Origin of the sequence: Vogesella sp. LIG4 (assembly GCF_900090205.1) — a bacterium.
Classification (GTDB): domain Bacteria; phylum Pseudomonadota; class Gammaproteobacteria; order Burkholderiales; family Chromobacteriaceae; genus Vogesella.
Map to the genome: position 1 here is coordinate 38,836 of NZ_LT607802.1, position 21,854 is coordinate 60,689.

18 protein-coding genes are annotated in these 21,854 nt (G+C 66.0%); 12 read left to right on the plus strand and 6 right to left on the minus strand.

Annotation, left to right across the window (positions count from 1 at the left end; all coding sequences use genetic code 11):
• The first annotated feature begins 116 nt into the window (after positions 1–116).
• From lgt to PSELUDRAFT_RS00225, 5 genes are all read left to right on the plus strand, one after another.
• A complete protein-coding gene (gene lgt, locus PSELUDRAFT_RS00205; RefSeq protein ID WP_088964945.1) occupies positions 117–914 on the plus strand; it encodes a prolipoprotein diacylglyceryl transferase in 798 nt (265 codons plus the stop codon).
• A 185-nt stretch (positions 915–1,099) separates the two neighbouring features.
• A complete protein-coding gene (locus tag PSELUDRAFT_RS00210) occupies positions 1,100–1,456 on the plus strand; it encodes a hypothetical protein (protein ID WP_088964946.1) in 357 nt (118 codons plus the stop codon).
• A 232-nt stretch (positions 1,457–1,688) separates the two neighbouring features.
• The gene (locus PSELUDRAFT_RS00215) at positions 1,689–2,534 is read left to right on the plus strand and encodes a putative selenate ABC transporter substrate-binding protein (RefSeq protein ID WP_088964947.1); all 846 of its coding nucleotides are present in this window, start codon (positions 1,689–1,691) and stop codon (positions 2,532–2,534) included.
• Positions 2,531–3,325, plus strand: coding sequence for a phosphonate ABC transporter ATP-binding protein (locus PSELUDRAFT_RS00220; protein WP_088964948.1), 795 nt, complete (start codon positions 2,531–2,533; stop codon positions 3,323–3,325). The genes PSELUDRAFT_RS00215 and PSELUDRAFT_RS00220 overlap by 4 nt, the downstream gene beginning before the upstream one ends.
• Complete coding sequence (locus PSELUDRAFT_RS00225) at positions 3,319–4,917, plus strand: ABC transporter permease (protein ID WP_088964949.1); 1,599 nt, start codon at positions 3,319–3,321, stop codon at positions 4,915–4,917. Before PSELUDRAFT_RS00220 ends, PSELUDRAFT_RS00225 begins: the two co-directional genes overlap by 7 nt.
• Positions 4,918–5,026: 109 nt before the next feature.
• Here the strand turns inward: PSELUDRAFT_RS00225 and metG are convergent, their stop codons facing one another.
• Together metG and PSELUDRAFT_RS00235 are read right to left on the minus strand one after the other, a co-directional pair.
• Positions 5,027–7,096, minus strand: a complete 2,070-nt coding sequence (metG, locus tag PSELUDRAFT_RS00230; RefSeq protein ID WP_088964950.1) for a methionine--tRNA ligase — start codon at positions 7,094–7,096, stop codon at positions 5,027–5,029.
• A gap of 146 nt (positions 7,097–7,242) precedes the next feature.
• Entirely contained in the window at positions 7,243–8,493 is a 1,251-nt protein-coding gene (locus tag PSELUDRAFT_RS00235) for an MFS transporter (protein WP_231895269.1), read from the minus strand.
• 284 nt (positions 8,494–8,777) lie between these two features.
• On the opposite strand from PSELUDRAFT_RS00235, the gene apbC reads away from it, so the two are divergent.
• Both apbC and murI read left to right on the plus strand, forming a co-directional pair.
• Positions 8,778–9,872: an iron-sulfur cluster carrier protein ApbC gene (gene apbC / locus PSELUDRAFT_RS00240; protein ID WP_231895270.1), complete on the plus strand. Its 1,095-nt coding sequence runs from the start codon at positions 8,778–8,780 to the stop codon at positions 9,870–9,872.
• An 11-nt stretch (positions 9,873–9,883) separates the two neighbouring features.
• Positions 9,884–10,672 carry a glutamate racemase gene (murI, locus tag PSELUDRAFT_RS00245; protein WP_088964953.1) on the plus strand — a complete coding sequence of 263 codons (789 nt, stop codon included), beginning with the start codon at positions 9,884–9,886 and terminating at the stop codon, positions 10,670–10,672.
• A 193-nt stretch (positions 10,673–10,865) separates the two neighbouring features.
• Here the strand turns inward: murI and PSELUDRAFT_RS00250 are convergent, their stop codons facing one another.
• Positions 10,866–12,158, minus strand: a complete 1,293-nt coding sequence (locus PSELUDRAFT_RS00250; RefSeq protein ID WP_088964954.1) for an O-acetylhomoserine aminocarboxypropyltransferase/cysteine synthase family protein — start codon at positions 12,156–12,158, stop codon at positions 10,866–10,868.
• 206 nt (positions 12,159–12,364) lie between these two features.
• Here PSELUDRAFT_RS00250 and PSELUDRAFT_RS00255 point away from each other — a divergent pair, with 206 nt between their 5' ends.
• Positions 12,365–14,950 carry an EAL domain-containing protein gene (locus PSELUDRAFT_RS00255; RefSeq protein WP_088964955.1) on the plus strand — a complete coding sequence of 862 codons (2,586 nt, stop codon included), beginning with the start codon at positions 12,365–12,367 and terminating at the stop codon, positions 14,948–14,950.
• Positions 14,951–15,002: 52 nt separating this feature from the next.
• Here PSELUDRAFT_RS00255 and PSELUDRAFT_RS00260 read toward each other — a convergent pair whose 3' ends face one another.
• From PSELUDRAFT_RS00260 to PSELUDRAFT_RS00270, 3 genes are all read right to left on the minus strand, one after another.
• Positions 15,003–16,313, minus strand: a complete 1,311-nt coding sequence (locus PSELUDRAFT_RS00260; protein WP_088964956.1) for a hemolysin family protein — start codon at positions 16,311–16,313, stop codon at positions 15,003–15,005.
• 215 nt (positions 16,314–16,528) lie between these two features.
• On the minus strand, positions 16,529–17,020 hold the full coding sequence (locus tag PSELUDRAFT_RS00265) for a RidA family protein (RefSeq protein ID WP_088964957.1): 492 nt from the start codon (positions 17,018–17,020) through the stop codon (positions 16,529–16,531).
• An 11-nt stretch (positions 17,021–17,031) separates the two neighbouring features.
• On the minus strand, positions 17,032–18,270 hold the full coding sequence (locus PSELUDRAFT_RS00270; protein WP_088964958.1) for an MFS transporter: 1,239 nt from the start codon (positions 18,268–18,270) through the stop codon (positions 17,032–17,034).
• Positions 18,271–18,385: 115 nt separating this feature from the next.
• Between PSELUDRAFT_RS00270 and PSELUDRAFT_RS00275 the strand changes: the two genes are divergently transcribed.
• From PSELUDRAFT_RS00275 to PSELUDRAFT_RS00290, 4 genes are all read left to right on the plus strand, one after another.
• Positions 18,386–19,285 (plus strand): LysR substrate-binding domain-containing protein, encoded by a 900-nt coding sequence (locus PSELUDRAFT_RS00275; protein ID WP_088964959.1) that lies wholly within the window; start codon positions 18,386–18,388, stop codon positions 19,283–19,285.
• A 33-nt stretch (positions 19,286–19,318) separates the two neighbouring features.
• Positions 19,319–20,380: a PLP-dependent cysteine synthase family protein gene (locus tag PSELUDRAFT_RS00280; RefSeq protein WP_088964960.1), complete on the plus strand. Its 1,062-nt coding sequence runs from the start codon at positions 19,319–19,321 to the stop codon at positions 20,378–20,380.
• Positions 20,381–20,576: 196 nt separating this feature from the next.
• Positions 20,577–21,266 (plus strand): ABC transporter substrate-binding protein, encoded by a 690-nt coding sequence (locus PSELUDRAFT_RS00285; protein WP_088964961.1) that lies wholly within the window; start codon positions 20,577–20,579, stop codon positions 21,264–21,266.
• Between the two features lie 290 nt (positions 21,267–21,556).
• Positions 21,557–21,808: a hypothetical protein gene (locus tag PSELUDRAFT_RS00290; RefSeq protein ID WP_088964962.1), complete on the plus strand. Its 252-nt coding sequence runs from the start codon at positions 21,557–21,559 to the stop codon at positions 21,806–21,808.
• Positions 21,809–21,854 lie beyond the last annotated feature (46 nt).

The window sequence follows — 21,854 nt, forward strand, 5'->3', positions numbered from 1 at the left end:
TCGGCGGCATGTTTCGTTCGCGCCTTGTCTCGCTTAGAAATCGGGGTTTTCGAGGCACCCTTACGTATAATCCGCGTGTATCGTTCCCTTTTACCGCAAACGCACATAACTGACAAATGCTGATCCATCCTCAGTTCGACCCCGTTGCCATCCACTTGGGCCCGCTGGCCGTGCACTGGTACGGCCTGATGTACCTTCTCGGCTTCGTGCTGTTCCTCACCCTGGGCAATTACCGCATCCGCACCCAGCCTGGCGGGGTGTTCAGCCGCAAGGCGCTGGACGATTTCCTGACCTGGGCGGTCATCGGCGTGGTGGTCGGCGGCCGCCTCGGCGAGGTGCTGTTCTACCAGCCCGGCTACTACCTGTCGCACCCGGCCGAGATCCTGATGGTGTGGAAAGGCGGCATGAGTTTTCACGGCGGCTTCATCGGCGTGCTGGTGGCCATGGCACTGTTCGCCCGCAAGCAGGGTGTGAGCTTCTGGCAGATCAGCGATTTCGTCGCGCCGCTGGTGCCCACAGGGTTGGCCGCAGGCCGGCTGGGCAACTTCATCAACGGCGAGTTGTGGGGCCGCCCGGCGCCGGCCGACCTGCCGTGGGCGATGGTGTTCCCGCAGGTGGACCTGCTGCCTCGTCACCCGTCGCAGCTGTACGAGGCACTGCTGGAAGGGCTGACGCTGTTCATCATCCTGTGGCTGTTCTCGGCCAGACGCCGGCCGGTGGGCCAGGTGTCGGCGCTGTTCCTGATCGGTTACGGCAGCTTCCGCTTCATCTCGGAATACTTCCGTACCCCGGATGCCGGCATCTTCGGCCAGTCGGACGTGATCAGCATGGGCCAGTGGCTGAGCCTGCCGATGATCGTCACCGGCGTGGCGCTGTTCGTGTGGTTTGGCAAGCGCGACACCCGCGCCGCCTGACGCACCCTGGTTTACGATCTCGCGGGTCCAGGCCAGGCAAGGCAAAACAAGACGAGACAAGGCGAAAGCGGCGGAGAAAGCAGCGTTTACAAACCGTAAATGCGCGTTTCGACGCCGGTTTCAACGCAGTATCGCCGACGCGCGGCAGGTGCCACCGCTGCGGCCGGCGCACTGGAGGCAACATCATGACTACCCGTCTCTTCCCCCTGCTCGCCGCCCTCCTGCTGGCCGGCTGCGCCCACTACCAGTGGCGCCACCCGGACGGTGCAGAGAACTTCGACACCGACAGCTACCAGTGCAAGCAGGAAGCGGCCAAGGCGTTTCCGCCCGAAGTGCGCAACGTCACCGTCTACCCCGGCCACTTTATCGGCCCCTACTGGCACTGCCCGCCCGGCGCCTTCAATCGCGGCGCCTGCTGGTACAGCCCCGGCTTCTGGGACTGGCCGGAGGTGCAAGCCTACGACATCAACGAAAAGAGCCGCGTCGATCTGTACAACAGCTGCCTGAAGGCGCGCGGCTGGGCCTATATCCGCGTGGATTGATGCCCAGGCAGCTGAAAACACAGCATATTTAGGCTAGAATGCGCGCCGGCGGCTTATCGTCCGCCACCAAACCCACAAATGCAGTCGCAAGGCTGCATTTTTGTTTGGGCGCCGCGCCAGGGTTGGCCGCAAGCGCCCATTGACCGCATGCGGCCTTTTAGAGCCTGTTCATGATCTTTTTGCAGCAAAAAGATCATGAACAGGCTCTTACCGCCTAGCCGAAAGCCTGAACATGAAAGCCAAGATCGCCCTGGCCAGCCTGCTGCTGGCCGTCTCCGCCCTTGCCGGCGCCGCCGAAGCCGTACTGAAGGTTTCCGCCATTCCCGACGAAGCCCCCACCGAACTGCAGCGCAAGTTCGCCCCGCTGGGCAGCTACCTGGAAAAAGAACTGGGCATGAAAGTGCAGTTCGTGCCGGTTACCGACTACGCCGGCGTGGTCACCGCGCTGACTTCCGACCAGATCGACATGGCCTGGCTCGGCGGTTTCACCTTCGTGCAGGCCAGCCAGCGCGGCAAGGTAGTGCCGCTGGTGCAGCGTGCCGAGGACGCCCGCTTCACCGCCAAGTACATCGGCAGCGTGGACGCCGGCATCAAGACCCTGCAGGACCTCAAGGGCAAGCGTTTCGCCTTCGGCGCCGCCTCCTCCACCTCCGGCCACCTGATGCCGCGCTACTTCCTGGAAAAACAGGGCATCCAGCCGGAAAACTTCTTCAAGACCGTGGGCTACTCCGGCGCGCATGACGCCACCGTGGCCTGGGTTGCCTCCGGCAAGGTGGAAGGCGGCGTGCTGAACGCCTCGGTGTGGGACAAGCTGGTGGAAGCCGGCAAGATCGACCAGAGCAAAGTGCGCCTCTTGGGCACCACCCCCACCTTCTACGACTACAACTGGACCGTGCGCGGCAGCATGGACAAGAAGCTGCAGCAGAAAATCCAGGCTGCCTTCCTGAAGCTGGACGCCACCAAGCCTGAGTACAAGGCCATCATGGAGCTGCAACGCGCCAGCAAGTTCATCCCCACCAAGGCCGAGAACTACGAAGGCATCGAAGCCGCCGCCAAGGCTGCCGGCCTGCTGCAATGAGCCTGGCGCTGAGCGAAGCGACCCTGTCGCTGCGCGGCCAGCGCATTCTCGACGGCATCACCCTGCGCCTGGCGCAGGGTGAGCAGGCCGCGCTGATCGGCCCGTCCGGCGCCGGCAAATCCAGCCTGCTGCTGCTGGCCGCCACCCGCTACCGCGCCGACAGCGGCAGCCTGCGGCTGCTGGATGCCGAACCGTGGCAGCTGGACGCCGCCGCGCTGCGCCGCCTGCGCAGCCGCATCGGCAGCGTGTACCAGCACGCGCCGCTGCCGGCGCTGCAACGCGTGGTAACCGCCGTGGGTGCCGGCCGCCTGGGCCGGATCTCGACCTTGGCCGCATTGCGCCGCCTGCTGTGGCCGCAGGACGTGGCCGCCATCCAGGCCGCGCTGGCGCAGGTGCAGCTGGCCGACAAACTGTGGCAGCGCTGCGACCGCCTCTCCGGCGGCCAGCGCCAGCGCGTGGGCATCGCCCGCGCACTGTACCAGGCACCGGAGCTGCTGCTGGCCGACGAGCCGGTATCGGCGCTGGACCCGCGCCTGGCCGACGACACCGTGGCACTGCTGTGCCGCGATGCCGCCGCGCGCAACAGCACCCTGCTGGTGAGCCTGCATTCGGTGGAACTGGCCCTGGCGCACTTCCCGCGCCTGATCGGCCTGCGCGAAGGCAAGGTGATGTTCGACCTGCCGCGCGGCGAAGTCAGCCCGGCGCTACTGGATGCGCTGTACGCCGGCGATACCCCGCCGATTCCGGACGACAGCCCTGCGGCCAACCTTCCGCGGGTAGCGCCATGCTGAACGAGCGAGCCATGCCGGACAGGCCCGGCCACGCGCGCGACCCGGCGCTGGCCGCCCGCCTGGGCTGGCTCATCGCCACCCCGCTGCTGCTGCTGGCCGCCATGGCCTACACCGGCTTCGACCCGCGCCTGCTGCTGGACGCCAACACCCTGGCCACCCTCGGCGGTTTCCTGCGCCAGTTCTTTCCCCCCAGCCACCAGCCGGATTTCCTCGCCAGCCTGCTGCAGCAGACCGTCACCACGCTGGCAGTCGCCAGCCTGGGCACGCTGCTGGCAATGCTGATCGGCCTGCCGGCCGCGCTGCTCACCAGCCGCGCGCTGGACCGCGACGCACTGTGCGGCGATGTGCCATCGCGCCCCTGGCGCCTGCTGCAGGGCAGCCTGCGCGCGCTGATGGTGATACTGCGCGGCGTGCCGGACCTGGTGTGGGCGCTGCTGCTGGTGCGCGCTGCGGGCCTGGGCAGCCTGCCCGGCGTGCTGGCGCTGGGCCTGGCCTACGGCGGCATGCTGGGCAAGGTGTACGCCGAGATTCTGGAAGCGCAGCCGCGCGAGCCGGCCGCCGCGCTGGCCGCCAGCGGCGCCGGTCGGCTGAGCATCTTCACCTGGGCGCTGCTGCCGCAGGCCATGCACGAGCTGATCAGCTACAGCGTGTACCGCTGGGAATGCGCCATCCGCGCTTCGGCAGTGATGGGCTTCGTCGGCGCCGGCGGCCTCGGTCTGCTGCTGGACACCGCCATCCGCATGCTCGATGGCGGCGAAGTGGGTGCGCTGCTGCTGGTATTCGTGCTGCTGGTGGCGCTGACCGAGCTGGTAAGCCGGCTGGCACGCCTGGCGGTGGAAAGCCGCCGTGGCGGCCTGCTGCTGGCTGGCGGCTTTCTGGCGCTGCAGGGAGCCGCGTTGTACTGGCTGTGGCCGCAATGGCAGGGCAGCCCGTTCAATGTCGGCGGCCTGCTGCACTTTGCCGGCGAGCTGCTGCACCTCAACCTGGCGCCGGCCTTCCTGCTGAAAGTGGCCGGCGGCATGCTGGAAACCCTGGCGCAATCGGCACTGGGCACCGCGCTGGCCTTCATCGGCGGCGCGCTGCTGGCGCTGCCGGCCAGCAACCGCGGCCCGCGCTGGCTACGCCTGCCGGTGCGGCTGCTGCTGAACTTCCTGCGCGGCACGCCGGACCTGCTGTGGGGCGCCATCGCCGTGCTGGCGCTGAGCCTGGGCCCGGCCGCCGGCGTGCTGGCGCTGGCGATGCACACCAGCGGCGTGCTGGGCCGGCTGTTCGCCCAGACGCTGGAAAACCTGCCGCCGGAGCCGGAGGCCGCGCTGCTGCTCAGCGGCGCCCCCGCCCCCGCCCGCCTCGCCTACGGCCTGCTGCCGCAGGCGCTGCCGCAGTGGATCGCCTACACGCTGTACCGCTGGGAAAACAATATCCGTATCGCCGCCATCCTCGGCCTGGTAGGCGCCGGCGGCCTGGGCCAGCAGCTGTACCTGGCGATGTCGCTGTTCCAGCTGCGCAACGCCGCCACGCTGATCCTGGCCATGCTGCTGCTGTCCTGGGGCGTGGAATGCCTCAGCCGCTGGCTGCGGCGCGGCCTGGAGTAAGCCCCGGCGCCAACGCCACGGTCAGCTGCTAAAGGTTGGCCGCATGCAAAACAGCCCTGCCGGCTTACGCTGGCAGGGCTGGTTGTCGTTTGGCAATCGCGCTGGCTTATTAGCCGATGCGCATGCCCGGCTCGGCGCCCTCATCCGCATCCAGCAGGAACAGGCCGGTGCCGTCTTCCACGCCGGAGGCGCACACGATCATGCCCTGCGACACGCCAAAGCGCATCTTGCGCTCGGCCAGGTTGGCCACCACGATCACCTTGCGGCCAACCAGCTGTTCCGGCTGCTGGTAGGCGGCGCGGATGCCGGAGAAGATGTTGCGGGTTTCAAAGCCCAGGTCGACGCTGAACTGCAGCAGCTTGTCGGAGCCGTCCACGAAGCTGCAGGCCAGCACCTTGCCCACGCGCAGGTCCAGCTTGGCAAAGTCGTCGATCTTGATGGTGTCGGCCAGCGGCTCGTAGTTGGCCGCAGCGGCCGGTGCTTGTGCTTCCATGCTCTGTTTGTTCGCTTCGATGAGTTTTTCGATCAGCACCGGGTCGATGCGCTGCATCAGGTGCTGGTACGGTTTGATGGTGTGGTTCAGCAGCAGCTGCTGCGCATCGGCCCACTGCAGCGGCGCGATGTCGAGGAACGCTTCCACGCTCTCCGCCAGCTTGGGCAGTACCGGCTTCAGGTACAGGGTGAGCAGGCGGAAGGCGTTGATCAGCACGCTGCACACTTCGTGCAGGCGCGCGTCCTGGCCTTCCTGCTTGGCCAGTTCCCACGGCTTGTTGGCGTCCACGTAGCCGTTGACGATATCGGCAATGGCCATGATCTCGCGCAGCGCCTTGGCGTATTCGCGCGCTTCGAAAGCGGCGGCGATGTTCTCCGCCTCGCCGGCGATATTGCCCAGCAGACGGGTTTCGTCTTCAAGGTTGGCCGCAAGCAGGCCGCCGAAGCGCTTGGTGATGAAGCCGGCAGCGCGGCTGGCGATGTTGACGTATTTGCCCACCACGTCGGAGTTCACCCGCGCCACGAAGTCGGACAGGCTCAGGTCGATGTCTTCGATGCGGCCGTTGAGCTTGCCGGCGATGTAGTAGCGCATCCACTCCGGGTTCAGGCCGCAATCGAGGTAGCTCTTGGCGGTGATGAAGGTGCCGCGCGACTTGGACATCTTCTGGCCGTCCACGGTCAGGAAGCCGTGGGCGAACACACCGGTGGGCGCGCGGTAGCCAGAGTATTTCAGCATGGCCGGCCAGAACAGCGCGTGGAAGTACAGGATGTCCTTGCCGATGAAGTGGTACATCTCGGCGTCGGAATCGGCGCGGAAGTAGTCATCGAAATCGATGCCGCTGCGCTCGCACAGGTTCTTGAAGCTGGCCATGTAGCCGATGGGCGCATCCAGCCACACGTAGAAGTACTTGCCCGGCGCATCCGGAATCTCGAAGCCGAAGTACGGCGCATCACGGCTGATGTCCCAGTCCTGCAGGCCGCCTTCGATCCACTCGTTCATCTTGTTCAGCGACTCGGGCTGCAGGTGCGGCTGGCTCACGCCGTCGGCGCGCACACTGCTGCCGCCGGTCCAGCCCTTGAGGAAGTCCACGCACTCGCCCAGGCGGAAGAAGAAATGCTCGGAGGTCTTCAGCACCGGGGTGGCGCCGGATACCGCCGAGTACGGGTTCTTCAGCTCGGTGGGGTTGTAGGTGGCGCCACACACTTCACAGTTGTCGCCGTACTGGTCCTTGGCGCCGCACTTCGGGCATTCGCCCTTCACGAAGCGGTCCGGCAGGAACATCAGCTTTTCCGGGTCGAACAGCTGCTCGATGGTGCGGCTGACGATCTTGCCGTCGGCCTTCAGCGTCTTGTAGATGTGCTCGGCGAAGTGTTTGTTCTCCGGCGAGTTGGTGCTGTAGTAGTTGTCGTAGCCGATGTGGAAACCGCTGAAGTCGGCCAGGTGCTCGCTCTTCACGCGTTCGATCAGCTGCTCCGGGGTGATGCCCTGCTTTTCCGCCGCCAGCATGATGGGCGCACCGTGGGTGTCGTCGGCGCACACGTAGTGGCAGTCATGACCACGCATCTTCTGGAAGCGCACCCAGACGTCGGTCTGGATGTGTTCGAGCATGTGACCAAGGTGGATGGCGCCGTTGGCATACGGCAGCGCGCTGGTTACCAGAATCTTGCGTTTGCTGGGTTTGGTCATGGGTGCATCCCGGTTGGTATTCTGAAACGGTCGATTATAGCGGCCAAGCCTGCCCTTACCCACCCCCTTTTTGCCTGGCTGCGGGGGCAGCAAAACGGCTGCTGGTCGCGAAGGGTTGGCCGCAAGAATGCGGCCAACTCATGTACTTAGATGCCCTGTGGCAGCAGGTCCGGGTCGCTGCGCTCGGCCATGGCCAGCTTCACCTGCGGCCGCGCCAGCAGCACGAAAGCGCTGGAGAACAGCAGTGCCATGGCGGCAAAACCCGGCAGGCCGGCCGTCAGGTAGGCCCAGCGGAACAGCTCGATGCCCAGCGCGTAGCCGGCCATCGACAGCATGCTCATGCCGGCGGACACAATGCCCTTGGCCTGGATGCTGGCGGTGAGCGCAAAGCGGTACAGCACGGCAAAGGACAGCCCCTCGCCCAGCGCCATCAGCGACATGCCCAGCGCCAGGTACACGTGGCGGTTGGTCGCAAACACCACGCTGCCCAGCATCAGCAGCAGGCCGGCCAGCAGCGGCCACATGCCCACCAGCACCGAGCGGCCCAGCGGCCAGCGTTCGGCCAGCAGCGCCAGCAGCAGGTTGCCGCCGATCAGGCCGGCGAATACCGGAATCTGCCACAGGCCGTACTGCAGCGCGGACAGGCCCATGTCTTCCACCAGCAGCACCGGCGACAGCGCGATCCACGCCATCAGCGGCATGGCCAGCAGCGGAATGCACAGCGCGGCGCGCACGAAGCGGCCATGGCGCAGCAGACGCGAGTAGCCCTGCCACAGCGCGCGCGGCGTCAGCTTGACCTCGGCCGAAGGCTGGCGGGTTTCCGGCATCTTCCAGCACAAGCCCAGCAGCGCGATGAAGGAGAACAGTGCGATCAGCAGGAAGCCGGTGCGCCACGGCGCCAGCGTCACCAGCGCGGCGCCGGCCAGCGGGCCGGCCAGCGGCGCGATCAGCGCCACATTGGCCATCAGCGCGGTAACGCGCACCGCGGTGGTTTCGGCATAGGCTTCCTGGATGGCGGCGTAGCCGACGGCATTGATGAAGCACAGCCCGAAGCCCTGCAGCACGCGCAGCAGCATATAGCTGTGGATATCGTTCACCAGGTAGGTGGCCAGGCAGCTGGCGGTAAACCACATCACCCCGCCCAGCAGCACCGGGCGGCGGCCGAAGCGGTCGGACAGCGGGCCGGTAAGCCAGGGCAGCAGCGCGCCGCCCAGCAGATAGGCGGTCATCGACAGCGGCACCCAGGAGGTATCGACGCCGAATTCCTGCACCACTTGCAGCATGGCCGGCTGCGCCATGTCATTGCCGATGTAGACGGCGAACTCGAACAGCACCAGCGCCAGCGGGAACAGCAGCGTGGTGAGGTTGAGGCGGGAAATCTTGTCTTGCTGATTCAAACGGAAACCTCGAACGCGTCGCGAAACAAAACACCGTTTCGTACGAAAAAAGGGGTGGATTCTACGCGAAATCAGCCAGTTATCCAAGCAACACCGCCCGGAGCGCCGCCGCCGGCGCACAGCGGCTGCGCTTTGGGCTATCATTTCCGCCAACACGCCGGCTCGTACCGGGCGGCAAATCCGACTAAAATGCTCGGCTATCCAATCAGGTCTCCACTGCTATGTTCTCCCGACTAGGCAAACTGTTCGGCGCCGGCGCCGACGACTCCGCACGGAACCCCACCATGACCCCGACCCACAGCGACGACGACATCCTGACCGCACTCGGCAGCCTCATCGACCCCGACACCGGCAAACCCTACCGCCACGCCAAGGGCGTGAGCATTGCCGCCAACGATGCGCAGCAGCTGGTAGTGAACGTCACCCTGCCCTACCCGGCGCAGAGCCGCTTTGCCGCCATCCGCAGCGAATTCCTGGCCGCGCTGGCGCCGTTCGCCGACGGCCGCCAGCCGCAGGTGAACGTGGCCAGCCAGATCACCAGCCACGCGGTACAGCGTGGCCTGTCGCCGCTGCCCGGGGTGAAGAACATCATCGCCGTGTCGTCCGGCAAGGGCGGCGTGGGCAAATCCACCACTGCGGCCAACCTGGCGCTGGCCCTGGCGGCCGAAGGCGCCCGCGTCGGCATTCTGGATGCCGACATCTACGGCCCGTCGCAGCCCTTGATGATGGGCCAGCAGGGCCACAAGCCGGAGTCGGACAACGGCAAACTGCTGCCGCTCATCGCCCATGGCGTGCAGACCATGTCCATCGGCTACCTGGTGGACGAGGATCAGGCCATGGTGTGGCGCGGCCCGATGGTGAGCCAGGCGCTGCAGCAGCTGCTGAACGACACGCTGTGGGACAACCTTGATTACCTGGTGATCGACATGCCGCCGGGCACCGGCGACGTGCAGCTGACGCTGTCGCAGAAGGTGCCGGTAACCGGCGCCATCATCGTCACCACGCCGCAGGACATCGCGCTCCTGGACGCCAAGAAGGGCCTGAAGATGTTCGAGAAGGTGGGCGTGCCGGTGCTGGGCATCGTCGAGAACATGGCCATGCACGTGTGCAGCAACTGCGGCCACGAGGAACACATCTTCGGCCACGGCGGTGCCGAGCGCATGGCCGAGCAGTACGGCGTGCCGGTGCTGGGCTCGCTGCCGCTGGACCTGTCCATCCGCCTGGCTACCGACGAAGGCAAGCCGACGGTGGTGGCCGAGCCGGGCGGCAAGTTGGCCGCACGCTACCAGGACATCGCCCGCAAGCTGGCGGTGAAGGTGGGCGAGAAGGCACGCGACTTCTCCAGCAAGATCCCCAAGATCGTGATCCAGAACAACTGAGCGGGCTGCGCATGATCGGCATGTTCGATTCCGGCCTCGGCGGCCTGTCGGTGTGGCGGCAACTGGTGCGCACGCTGCCGCACGAGTCGGTGCTGTACCTGGCCGACCAGGGCTATTGCCCGTACGGCGAGCGCAGCCAGGCGCAGATCATCGCCCGCGCCGAGGTGATTACCGACTACCTGCTGGCGCAGGGCGCCACCCTGCTGCTAATTGCCTGCAACACCGCCACCAGCGCGGCGGTGCGCCACCTGCGCGCCCGCTACCCCCAGCTGCCGATTGTCGGCATGGAGCCGGCGATCAAGCCCGCGGTGCAGGCCACGCAAAGCGGCCGCGTCGGCGTGCTGGCCACCCGCGCCACGCTGGCCGGCAGCAAGTTCCGCGAGCTGGCCGAGCAGTTCCGCCAGCAGGCGCAGATCGTGTGCCAGCCGGGCGAAGGCTTCGTGGAGCTGGTGGAAAGCGGTGAGCTGGCCAGCCAGCAGGCACGCGACACGGTAAGCCAGTCGCTGGCGCCGCTGCTGGCCGCCGGCGTGGATCACGTGGTGCTGGGCTGTACCCACTACCCGTTCCTGGCGCCGCTGCTGCGCGACCTGCTGCCAGCGCACATCGACCTGATCGACCCCAGCGACGCAGTGGTACGCCAGACCGCGCGCCTGCTGACACAACACCAGCTGGCCGCGCCGGCGGATGCAGCGGCGGCCTATCGTTTTGTCAGCACCGGCGATACCGGCTGCATGCAGACCTTCATGCGCCAGATCCTGGGCCGCGACGACGCGGTGGAGTATTTGCCGCTGGCGGGTTAAGTCTCGTAGCCGAACAAAAAAAAACATGCGGCCAACCCGTAAAGGTTGGCCGCATGTTTTTTTGTCACTGTGCAGCCCGGATAAGCGGCGACACAGCAGGGCGAAAGCCCGGTGTTGCCGGGCGTTCCGCCATGCCGCAGCTACCTCGCCACATGATGGCGGAACGCCCGCTTTGCGGGCTTCCGCCCTACCATTAGCCCGCCGCCTGCAGCGCCTGCTCCACGTCGGCCCAGATATCGTCGATATGCTCGATGCCGATCGACAGCCGCACCATCTCCGGGCGCACGCCGGCGCGCAGTTGCTCTTCCGGCGACAGCTGGCGGTGGGTGGTGGAGGCCGGGTGGCAGGCCAGGCTCTTGGCGTCGCCAATGTTCACCAGCCGGGTAACCAGCTGCAGCGCGTCGATGAAGCGGCCACCGGCCGCCTCGCCGCCCTTGATGCCGAAGGACAGGATGCCGGAGGCGCGGCCGCCCAGGTATTTGTCCACCAGCGGGCGGCTTGGGTGGCCTTCCAGCGCGGCGTATTCCACCCACTCCACCGCCGGGTGTGCGGCCAACCTTTGTGCCACGGTCAGGGTGTTGTCGCAGATGCGGTCCATGCGCAGCGCCAGGGTTTCGATGCCCTGCAGGATCTGGTGCGAGTTGAACGGCGAGATGGCAGCGCCCATATTGCGCAGCGGCACCACGCGGGCACGGGCGATGTAGGCGGCGGCGCCCAGCACTTCCACGTAGTTGACGCCGTGGTAGCTCACGTCCGGGGTGTTCAGACGCACGAAACGCTCTTTGTGCTCGCCCCACGGGAACTTGCCGGAATCGACGATGATGCCGCCGATGCTGCCACCGTGGCCGCCCATGTACTTGGTGAGGCTGTGCACCACGATGTCGGCGCCGTGCTCGAACGGCCGGCACAGGTAGGGCGAGGGCACGGTGTTGTCGACGATCAGCGGCAGGCCGTGGCGATGCGCTTCCTCGGCGAAGGCGCCGAAGTCCACCACATTGCCCAGCGGGTTGCCGATGGATTCGCAGAATACCGCCTTGGTGCGCGCATCCACCTTGCCGGCAATCGCCTGCGGCTCGCGCGGGTCGATGAAGCGCACCTCGATGCCCAGCTGCGGGAAGGTGTGCGCGAACAGGTTGTAGGTACCGCCGTACAGCGTGCTGGTGGCGATGATGTTGTCGCCGGCCTCGGCAATGGTCTGGATGGCGTAGGTGATGGCCGCCATGCCGGAAGCCACCGCCAGCGCGCCGATGCCGCCTTCCAGCTCGGCCACGCGCTGCTCCAGCACCGCGGTGGTGGGGTTCATGATGCGGGTGTAGATATTGCCCTGCACCTTGAGGTCGAACAGGTCGGCGCCGTGCTGGGTGCTGTCGAAGGCGTAGCTGGTGGTCTGATACAGCGGCACCGCCACTGCCTTGGTGGTCGGATCCGGGCTGTAGCCGCCATGTACGGCAATGGTTTCCAGTTTAAACGACTTATTATTGCTCATCTCAAGTTGTCCCTATATGTTGTATTGCAGACGCTGCTGGCGGAAAATGCTGCCGCTGCTACCTTACCGTGCCGGCGTCTCAGGACAAACCCATAAAATTGCATAACTTGATCAAGATCCTGCCGATTAACCGGCTTCGGCCCGTTCGCGGGCGAATCGCCACACCGTCGGCTATGCTGCAGTAGCCCGCCTACCAGCCCATCACAATGCCCCTGCCCCGTTTTCTTGCTTCCCGCTCACCCAGCAGCAAGCTGTTCTGGCTGCTGCTGTTGCTGCTGGCCATGCTGGCCGGCATCGTGCTGTTCTATCACCAGGCCAACCAGCGGCTGGTCAATGATCTGCGTAATACCAACCGCATTCATGCGGCCAACCTGCACGTCAGCAGCGATATCCTCGGCCTGCTGGGCACGCTGCAGAACCAGCTCAGCCAGCTGGTGGAAGACGACCGCGACGGCAAGCTCGACTACCAGGAACTGAATCGCCGCATGGCCGGCATCGAGGCACGGCTGGCGCAGCTGCAGCAACTGCCCAAGGAGCTGCTGCCGCCACCGGCGCAGCAGCCCAATGCGCAGCAGATCGTGATGCTGCAACGCGAAATCGCGCGCAATCTCGACAGCTTCGAACTGCAGGCCAGCGGCCTGCTGCTGCTGGTGCGCTCCGATACCCAGCATGCGCGGCAGCAGGCGATCCTGATCACCCGCCAGGTGCGCGACGACCTTGAGCAGCTGTCGGACCTGGTGCAGCTGCAGGAACAGGCCACGCAGCAGGCGTTCGACAGCTACCTGGCCGCCTCCAGCAGCCGCTTCCGGCTGGTGGAAATCCCGCTGTTGTCGCTGGTGCTGTGCATCGTGCTGCTGATGATGCGCACCTTCCACCGCATCGGCAGCCAGATGCGGCACACCGAGCGCGCGCTGCGCCAGCTGAGCGCCGGCAACACCGCCATCGAGCTGCCAAGCAGGAACGACAGCAGCTTCCAGCCCATCGTCACCGCGCTGCAACGCTTCCGGCAGTCGCTGGAAGACAACCAGCAGACCCAGCAGCAACTGGAACAGCAGGTGCAGGACCGCACCGCCCACCTGCAGACGGCCAACCAGCAGCTGGCCGACGAGATTGCCCAGCGCCGCGAGGCGGAAAAACACCGCCGCCTGTTCGAGATCGTGTTCCGCAACACCGACAACGCGGTGCTGATCACCACCCCGGACAGCCTGATCATCACCGCCAACCAGGCTTATCTGCAGATGACCGGCCGCTCGCTGGAGGAACTGGTGGGCAAGCGCCCGCCGATCTCCAGCTCCGGCCACCACGCCGGCGAGTTCTACCAGCGGCTGTGGCACGAGCTGTCGCACCGCGGCCGCTGGCAGGGCGAGATCGTCAACCGCCACGTGGATGGCGCCCTGGTACACGCGCTGCTCACCATCAACGCCGTCTACGACGCCGACGGCACGCTCACCCACTACGTGGGCATCCTCTCCGACATCACCCAGATGAAGGCGGCGGAAAACCAGCTGCGGCGCATGGCCTATTTCGACCCACTCACCGCGCTGCCCAACCGCGTGATGCTGAAAAACCGGCTGGAACACGAAATCGAGATCGCCCGCGAAGCCAAGAAGGGCTTTGCCGTGGTGATGCTGGACCTGGACCGCTTCAAATTCGTCAACGACACCATGGGCCACAAGGCCGGTGACGAGCTGTTGATGGACGTGGCCGAGCGCCTGCGCGGCACGGTGAAGATAGAAGACACGGTGGCACGGCTGTCCGGCGACGAGTTCTGCCTGATCCTGCGCGACGGCAACCCCAGCCAGCTGGCACTGAGCTGCGAAGCCATCCTGCAGGTGCTGAACCTGCCGTTCCGCCTGTCCGAGCGCGATGCCGAAATCGGCGCCAGCCTGGGCATCGCCATGTTCCCCACCGACGGCGAAGACGTCATCACCCTGCTCAAGCATGCCGATGCCGCCATGTACCAGTCCAAATCGCTGGGGCGCAACCGCTACAGCTTCTTCGAGCCGGCGCTGGGGGCAAAACTGCACGACGAAATGGAGCTGTTCACCCAGCTGCGCGCCGCGGTGAAGCAGCGCGCCTTCACCCTGTTCTACCAGCCCATCATCCCGCTGCAGCCCGAGCTGCCGGGCTATGCCGAGGCGCTGCTACGTTGGCCGCAAGGCGGCAGCCATGCGTCGCCCGGGGTGTTCATTCCGTTTGCCGAAAACCACGGCCTGATCGACGCCATCGGCGACTTCGTGCTGGACAGCGCCTGCGATTTCATCGCCCGCAGCCAGGGGGCCGGCAGCGAGCGCATCGTCAGCATCAACCTGTCCGCCAAGCAGCTGGCGCAGGGCGATCTCACCGGCAAGCTGGCCCGCCAGGTGGCCGCCTACGGCATCGCCCCGGCCAGCATCGAACTGGAGCTGACCGAGTCGTCGCTGATCCAGGATCTGGCAGCCATCGGCGATATCCTGCAGCAGCTGCGCGAAGCCGGTTTCCGCATCGCCATCGACGACTTTGGCGCCGGCTATTCCTCGCTCAACTACCTGGTGGAATTGCCGGTGGACAAGGTGAAGATCGACCAGCGCTTCATCGGCGGCCTGGCCGACAGCCCGCGCAACCAGGCAGTGGTGGCGGCCATTCTGGAGCTGGCGCGCGCCATCGGCGTGCAGACTGTGGCCGAAGGGGTGGAAACCGCCGAGCAGCTTGCCTTCCTGCGCGCGCACGGCTGCCACTACGCGCAGGGTTACTACTTTGCCCGCCCGATGGCGGAGGCGGACTACCGGGCATTCGTGCCGCCGGCAGGCTGAAACGACAACGCCCCGCACAGGGCGGGGCGTTTCAAGCTGGCCTGGCTGCCGCTCAGGCTTCCTGCTTGACCGCTGGCGGAGACGGCGGCGCGATCACCAGCACCTTGTCCACGCGGGTGCGGTCCATGTCCACCACCTCGAAGCTGAAACCGCTCCATTCCACCTTGTCGGCCGGCGCCGGCACCTTGCCTAGCATGAACATCACGAAGCCGCCCAGGGTCTGGAAGTCGCCGGACTCCTCGCCTTCGATGCTGTCCAGGTCGAAGTGCTCCTTGAAGTCGTCCAGCGCCATCATGCCGTCCACCAGCCAGCTGCCGTCCTCGCGCTGCACGATTTCCTGATCGGTATCGGACACATCGGTGGGCAGGTCGCCGACAATGGCCTCCAGCACGTCGTTGATCGACACCAGGCCTTCGATCTCGCCGTACTCGTCCACCACCAGCGCGGTGTGGTTGCGGGTACGCTTGAACTGCTCCAGCAGCTGCATCGGGGTAATCGCCTCCGGCACGTACAAGGGCGGCTTCACCAGCCCTTCCAGCGTCACCGACTTGTCTTCCAGCAGGCGGTGCAGCAGGTCCTTGGCCTGCACGAAGCCCAGCACGTTCTCGAAGCCGCCCTTCACCACCGGGTAGCGGGTGAACACGCTGCCGCGCACGATGCGCAGGTTTTCCTCGATCGGGTCTTCCACGTCCAGCACCACGATGTCCTTGCGCGGCGACATGATGGCGACCACCTTCTTTTCATCCAGGCTGAAGATGTTCTCCACCAGTTCCTGCTCGGCGCGCTCGAAGATGCCCTCCTCGGCGCCCTGCTCCATCAGCACCTTGATTTCCTCTTCGGTGATGGACGGATCGGTGTTCTTCTTCACCCCCAGCACGCGCATCACCGCCTCGGTGGACAGGCTCAGCAGGCGTACCAGCGGCGCGGTGGCGCGGGCCAGCATCAGCATCGGGCGGGCAAGGATGGAAGCGAGGATTTCCGGGTTCTGCATGCCCACGCGCTTGGGCACCAGCTCGCCGATGATCAGCGAGAAATAGGTGATACCGATCACGGTAACCACCAGCGAAATCGGTTTGGCCAGGCTGGCCAGCAGCGGCACGTTTTCCAGGTAGCCGCGCACGTGCTCGGAAATGGCGGCCTCGCCGAAGGCACCGGTCAGGATGCCGATCAGGGTGATGCCGATCTGGATGGTGGAAAGAAAGCGGGTGGGCTCTTCGGCGAGCTTGAGCGCGGCAGCGGCGCCGCGGTTGCCCTCGTCTGCCCATTGCTGCAGGCGAACCTTGCGCGAAGAGACGATGGCGATTTCGGTCATGGCAAAAATGCCGTTCAACAGGAACAGGACAATGACTATGAGTACGTCCATTGGAGCGGGAAACCCCCTCGATATGCAGAAGCCGACATTCTACATGCCCGCTGCAAATACACCAGTCATGCACTTTGCCGCGGCATGCAGTTCAGATTCTGTCTATAGCCGAGCATGGCCCCGCCTGTGGCAGTTTCCACACCCCCGGCAGCAAAAAAACAGCCCCGTGCCAGGGCAGCGGGGCGGGTAAGGTGCAAACAGGAGAATCGGGGCGGCTACGCGCTTGCAGCATCAGTGTGGCGTACCGCCACCTGCATATCGATTTCCACGGCGGCATTCTTGGGCAGTTGATACACCCCCAGCGAGGTACGGGTATGCACACCGGCCTCCCCCAGCACGCGGTACAACACTTCGGAAGCCGCATTGGCCACCTCGCTCTGGCGGCTGAAGCCGGCGGCGCTCTGCACATACACATTCATGCGCAGCACCCGTGCCACAGGCTGCAGGGACCCCAGTGTCTGCTGCAGCAGAATCAGGCAGCGCAAGGCGCTGATGCGCGCCGCATGGCAGGCTGCCTCTTCGCTGCAGTCGTCGCCCACCTTCCCGGTGACTACCACCGTGTCCCCCACCCGCGGCACCTGGCCACTGATGAAGACTTCGTTGTCATAGCGCAGCACCGGTGTGTACTGGCCGCCGATCTTCAGTGTTTCGGCCGGGTCCAGCCCGACTTCCGCGCAATATGCGGCCAACGTTTGCTGTTGTGACATATCCCTCCCCATTAAACAGTTCGCGGCAGCGGCTCCACCCGGCGCAGCTGCCAGGTAAGCCACAGGCACAGCGCCAGCAGCGCGGCGATCAGGCCGGCCACACCCAGCCAGCCGTCCAGCCGCCACATCAGGCCGGAGCCGGAGCCGATCAGTGCCGAGCCCACGTAGTATGAGGTGAGATAGAACGCCGAGGCCAGGCCGCGAGCGTGGCTGGCCCTGCGGCCAACCCAGCTGGCCGCCACCGCGTGGGCGGCAAAGAAGCCGAAGGTGAACAGGCCGACGCCGATCACCACCAGCCACAGGCTGTTGGCCAGCGTCAGCGCCAGTGCCGGCAGCATCAGCGCCACCATCTTCCACAGCACCTCGCGGCGGCCCAGGCGGTCGGCCATGCGCCCGGCAATGGTCGAGGCGGCCATGCCCACCACGTACAGCAGGAAGATCAGGCCGATCACACTCTGGCTCAGCGAGAACGGCGCTGCCTGCAGGCGGAAACCCAGGTAGTTGTACAGGCTGACAAAGCCGCCCATCAGCATGAAACCCAGCACGAACAGCCGCGCCAGCCCGGCATCGCGCCAGTGGCTGCGGCTGTCGGCCAGCACGCTGGCCAGCGATACCGGCCGCGGCACGAAGCGGCGCGATTCCGGCAGCAGTTTCCAGAACAGCAAGGCGGTCAGCGTGCCCAGCACTGCCTGCGCCAGCATGCCGTTCTGCAGCCCGGCGGCATCGGCCACCACCGCGGCCAGGTAGCGGCCGCTCATGCCGCCCAGCGCATTGCCGGCGATATACAGCCCCACCGAACGCCCCAGCGACTCCGGCTCCAGCTCCTCCGACAGATAGGACAGCGCCAGCGCCGGCAGGCCGGCCATCACCACGCCGAACAGCCCGCGCCACAGCAGCAGCCAGCCGTAGCTGTTGCTGAATGCCGCAAACCACGACAGCAGCACGCCCAGGAACAGCGACACCACCATCATGCGGGTGCGGCCGAAGCGTTCCGCCAGCAGGCTGGCCGGAATCAGCATCAGCGCCATCGGCAGCGTGGCCACCGACAGCACGCCGCTGGAAGCCGCCGGCGACAGGCCGTAGTGCGCAGCCAGCATCGGCATCAGCGGCTGCACGCCGTACAGCAGGGAGAAGGTGGCAAAGCCACCGGTGGCGGCAGCCCAGGTGGCGCGCCACCAGGCGCTGGAGCCACCGGAGTGCGGTTGGGCGGAAAGGTTGGCCGCAGGGGCGGCACAGCTGGCAGTAGACATCGCGTCTCGGTCTGGTGCAGTGGGTACCTTGCCAGACTAGGCTCGCCAGATGGCAACGTCCAATATATATTTACTTGGCAATTAAGACGAAATTCATATCAATCAGGATTACCCCATGGAACTGCGTCACCTGCGCTACTTCGTTGCCGTGGCCGAAGAGCTGCACTTCACCCGTGCCGCCGAACGGCTGCACATCGCCCAGCCGCCGCTGAGCCAGCAGATCCGTGCACTGGAGCAGGAACTGGGCGTGCAGCTGCTGGAGCGCCACCAGCGCGCGGTGCGGCTCACCGCCGCCGGCGAGCGCTTTCTGCAACGCGCCCGCGCGCTGCTGGCCGACAGCCGCCAGGCCGCCGACGAAGCGCGGCGCGTGGCGCGCGGCGAGCTGGGCGAGCTGCGCATCGGCTTCACTTCCTCGCTGCCGCTGATGTCGGTGCTGCCGGCCACCCTGTTGCAGTTCCGCCAGGCGCGGCCGGATGTCACCCTGCACTTTCACGAGCTGTTCACCCGCGAGCAGTTCCAGCAGCTGCGCCAGCGCAAGCTGGACGTGGGTGTGGTGCGCTTCAACCGCGACGAGGACACCCCGGGGCTGGAAGTGCGCGCAGTGCGCCGCGACCGGCTGTGCGTGGTGCTGCCGGCCGGCCACCCGTTGGCCGCACGCGATGCGCTGCGCATCGCCGAGCTGGCCGCCGAACGGGTGATAGGCTACCCGGCCGGCAACGGCAACTGGCTGAACAATCGCCTGCACAGCCTGGCGCGGCAGAACGGCTTCGAATGGCAGGTGCACCAGCTGGCCGGCGAAGCCACCACCCAGATCGGCCTGGTGGCCGCCGGCCTCGGCATCGCCGTGCTGCCGGCGCCGCTGCAGTGCGTGCAGCTGCCGCAGATACGCTATGTGCCGCTTACCGACGAGGATGCCTACATGACACTGGCGGTGGCGTGGCGAAGCGGGGACAATTCTCCGCTGGTCGCCGCCTTCGTCAGCACGCTGCTGGCGGTGGGACAACAGGCTCCGTAAGGCACGAGACAACACAGAACAAAAGGAAACACCATGCGCACCTGGCTGATGGAGGCCGTCCGCAAGATCGAGGCCGATTTCAACCGCTCCAGCGACACCCACCTGATTCCGCTGCAGATCCCCGGCGCGCCGGGCATCCAGCTGTATTTCAAGGACGAATCCACCCACCCCACCGGCAGCCTGAAACACCGGCTGGCGCGCTCGCTGTTCCTGTACGCGCTGTCCAACGGCTGGATCCGCGAAGGCACCCCGGTAATCGAGGCCTCCAGCGGCAGCACCGCGGTGTCGGAAGCCTACTTCGCCCGCCTGCTGGGCCTGCCCTTCATCGCGGTGATGCCGGCCAGCACCTCCAGCGAGAAGGTCCGCGCCATTGAGTTCTACGGCGGCCGCTGCCACCTGGTGAACGACCCGGCCACCATCTACGACGAATCCATGCGCCTGGCGCGCGAACTGAACGGCCACTACATGGACCAGTTCACCTACGCCGAGCGCGCCACCGACTGGCGCGGCAACAACAATATCGCCGACACCATCTTCAAACAGATGCAGCTGGAACCCCACCCGGAGCCCACCTGGATCATCAACGGCGCCGGCACCGGCGGCACCAGCGCCACCATCGGCCGCTACGTGCGCTACCAGCAGAAAAACACCAAGGTATGCGTGGTGGACCCGGAAAACTCGGCGTTCTACACCAGCTATGAAAGCGGCGACGCCGACTGCACCTGCGAAGGCGGCTCCGGGGTGGAAGGCATCGGCCGCCCGCGGGTGGAGCCGTCGTTCATCCCCAGCGTGATCGACCGCATGATCCGCGTGCCCAACGTGGCCAGCTACGCCGCCATCCACTTCCTGGAAGAAGTGCTGGGCCGCAAGTGCGGCGGCTCCACCGGCACCAACTTCTACGGCGTGTGCGTGCTGATGGACGAGATGCTGCGCCGTGGCGAGAGCGGCAGCATCGTCACCCTGATCTGCGACGACGGCAACCGCTACCTGAACAGCTACTACGACGCCGGCTGGCTGGCCGCCGGCGGCTACGACATTCAGCCGTGGCTGCAGCGCTACCGCCAGTTCTTCGACCACGGCCAGTGGCAGGGCTGAGCGCCACGGGCGGCAAACCGGTCTAACGGGGGCCTAGAAACCCTGATTTCCAAGCAACACAGTATCGCGACGCAAGCGGGAGTTTTTCGAAGTTCCCAACGGTGTGCCGCCAGCGCGAATGCCTGTAGCATGGACAGTGGCTGGCAGCCCGGGCATCGCCCCACCCGGGCCAGCCGCCGCCTGTCGAGGATGAGGAATGCTGCGCCGTCTGCTTGCCACGCTATGCCTGTTCGCTTGCCTGCTTACGGCGTCTGCCCTGGCGCAGACGCCACAGCTGCGTGTCGCCATCGACGCCAACAATCCGCCCTTCATGTACGCCGACAGCAGCGGCCGCCCGGCCGGCATCTACGCCAAGCAGCTGCAAACGCTGGCACGCCGCAGCGGCATTGTCATCAGCGTCGAAGCCATGCCGTGGAAACGCGCGCTGGCCTACCTGGCGCTGGGCACCCACGGCGTGGCCGGCATCTACAGCAACCCGGAGCGGCAAAAGCGCTATCTCTACAGCCAGCCGCTGTACAACGAGGTGCTGGCGGTGTACGGCCGCAAGGCGGACCACCGCGCGCGCTACAGCGATGTCAGCACCTTCGGCGGCCTGCGCGTGGGCGTGTTGTCCGGCTGGTTCTATTCCGAGGCGTTCAGCCATGCGCGTGCGCAGGGCTGGCTGCAGGCCGACGAGGCCAGCCGTGATGCGCAGAACGTGGAAAAACTCAGGCTGGGCCGGCTGGACTACCTGATCGGCATTCGCGAAAGCATCGCGCCGCTGATGGGCGACCAGCTGGAAGAACTGGGCGTCTTCTCCGTCAACCACACCTACCTGGCGCTGCCACGCACTGCGGCCAACCAGCAGCTGTTGCTGCGCATCAACCAGGCGCTGACGCCCCCGTAAGCGCCGCTCCACCGCCCGCCGTCACCAAGCACACACAAGCTTAATAATCCTTAGCAGCATTCAACTAGGGATAGTCGCCCGCTTCGCTTATGCTCGTAGTGCCTGCGCCATCGGTTGTGCAGTCCGCCTGCCAGGCGGCCGCGCTGCCGGGCATGGCGGCAACAAGCGGCACCCTTGCTGTCGCCACCCCACCCGCCAACCCGGTTTACAGTCACTGCCCCGCTCGCCAGGCACCAGATAACTCGACATGCCCATCCCACCGGTGGTGCATGCCTGTACGGAGAAGAAGCATGAAAGCCCTGTTGTTTGCCCTGATTGCCGCCGGCAGCCTGTCCGCCTGTGTGGTGGAACCCGCTCGGGTACAACTGCGCTCACCCGTCGTGCTGGAACCACCACGCATCGTGCTGCCGGTCTATGAGTACGAAGGCGACTACTATCGCCACCACCACTGGCGTGGCGACGATGACGAACGTGGTCACTACTATTACGATGACCGCGGCGGCTTCTGCCCGCCCGGCCAGGGTATGAAGGGCCGCTGCTGAGTCTGTGCGGCAGTTGGCCGCAAGCAGCAAAAAGCCGCCCCTTGGG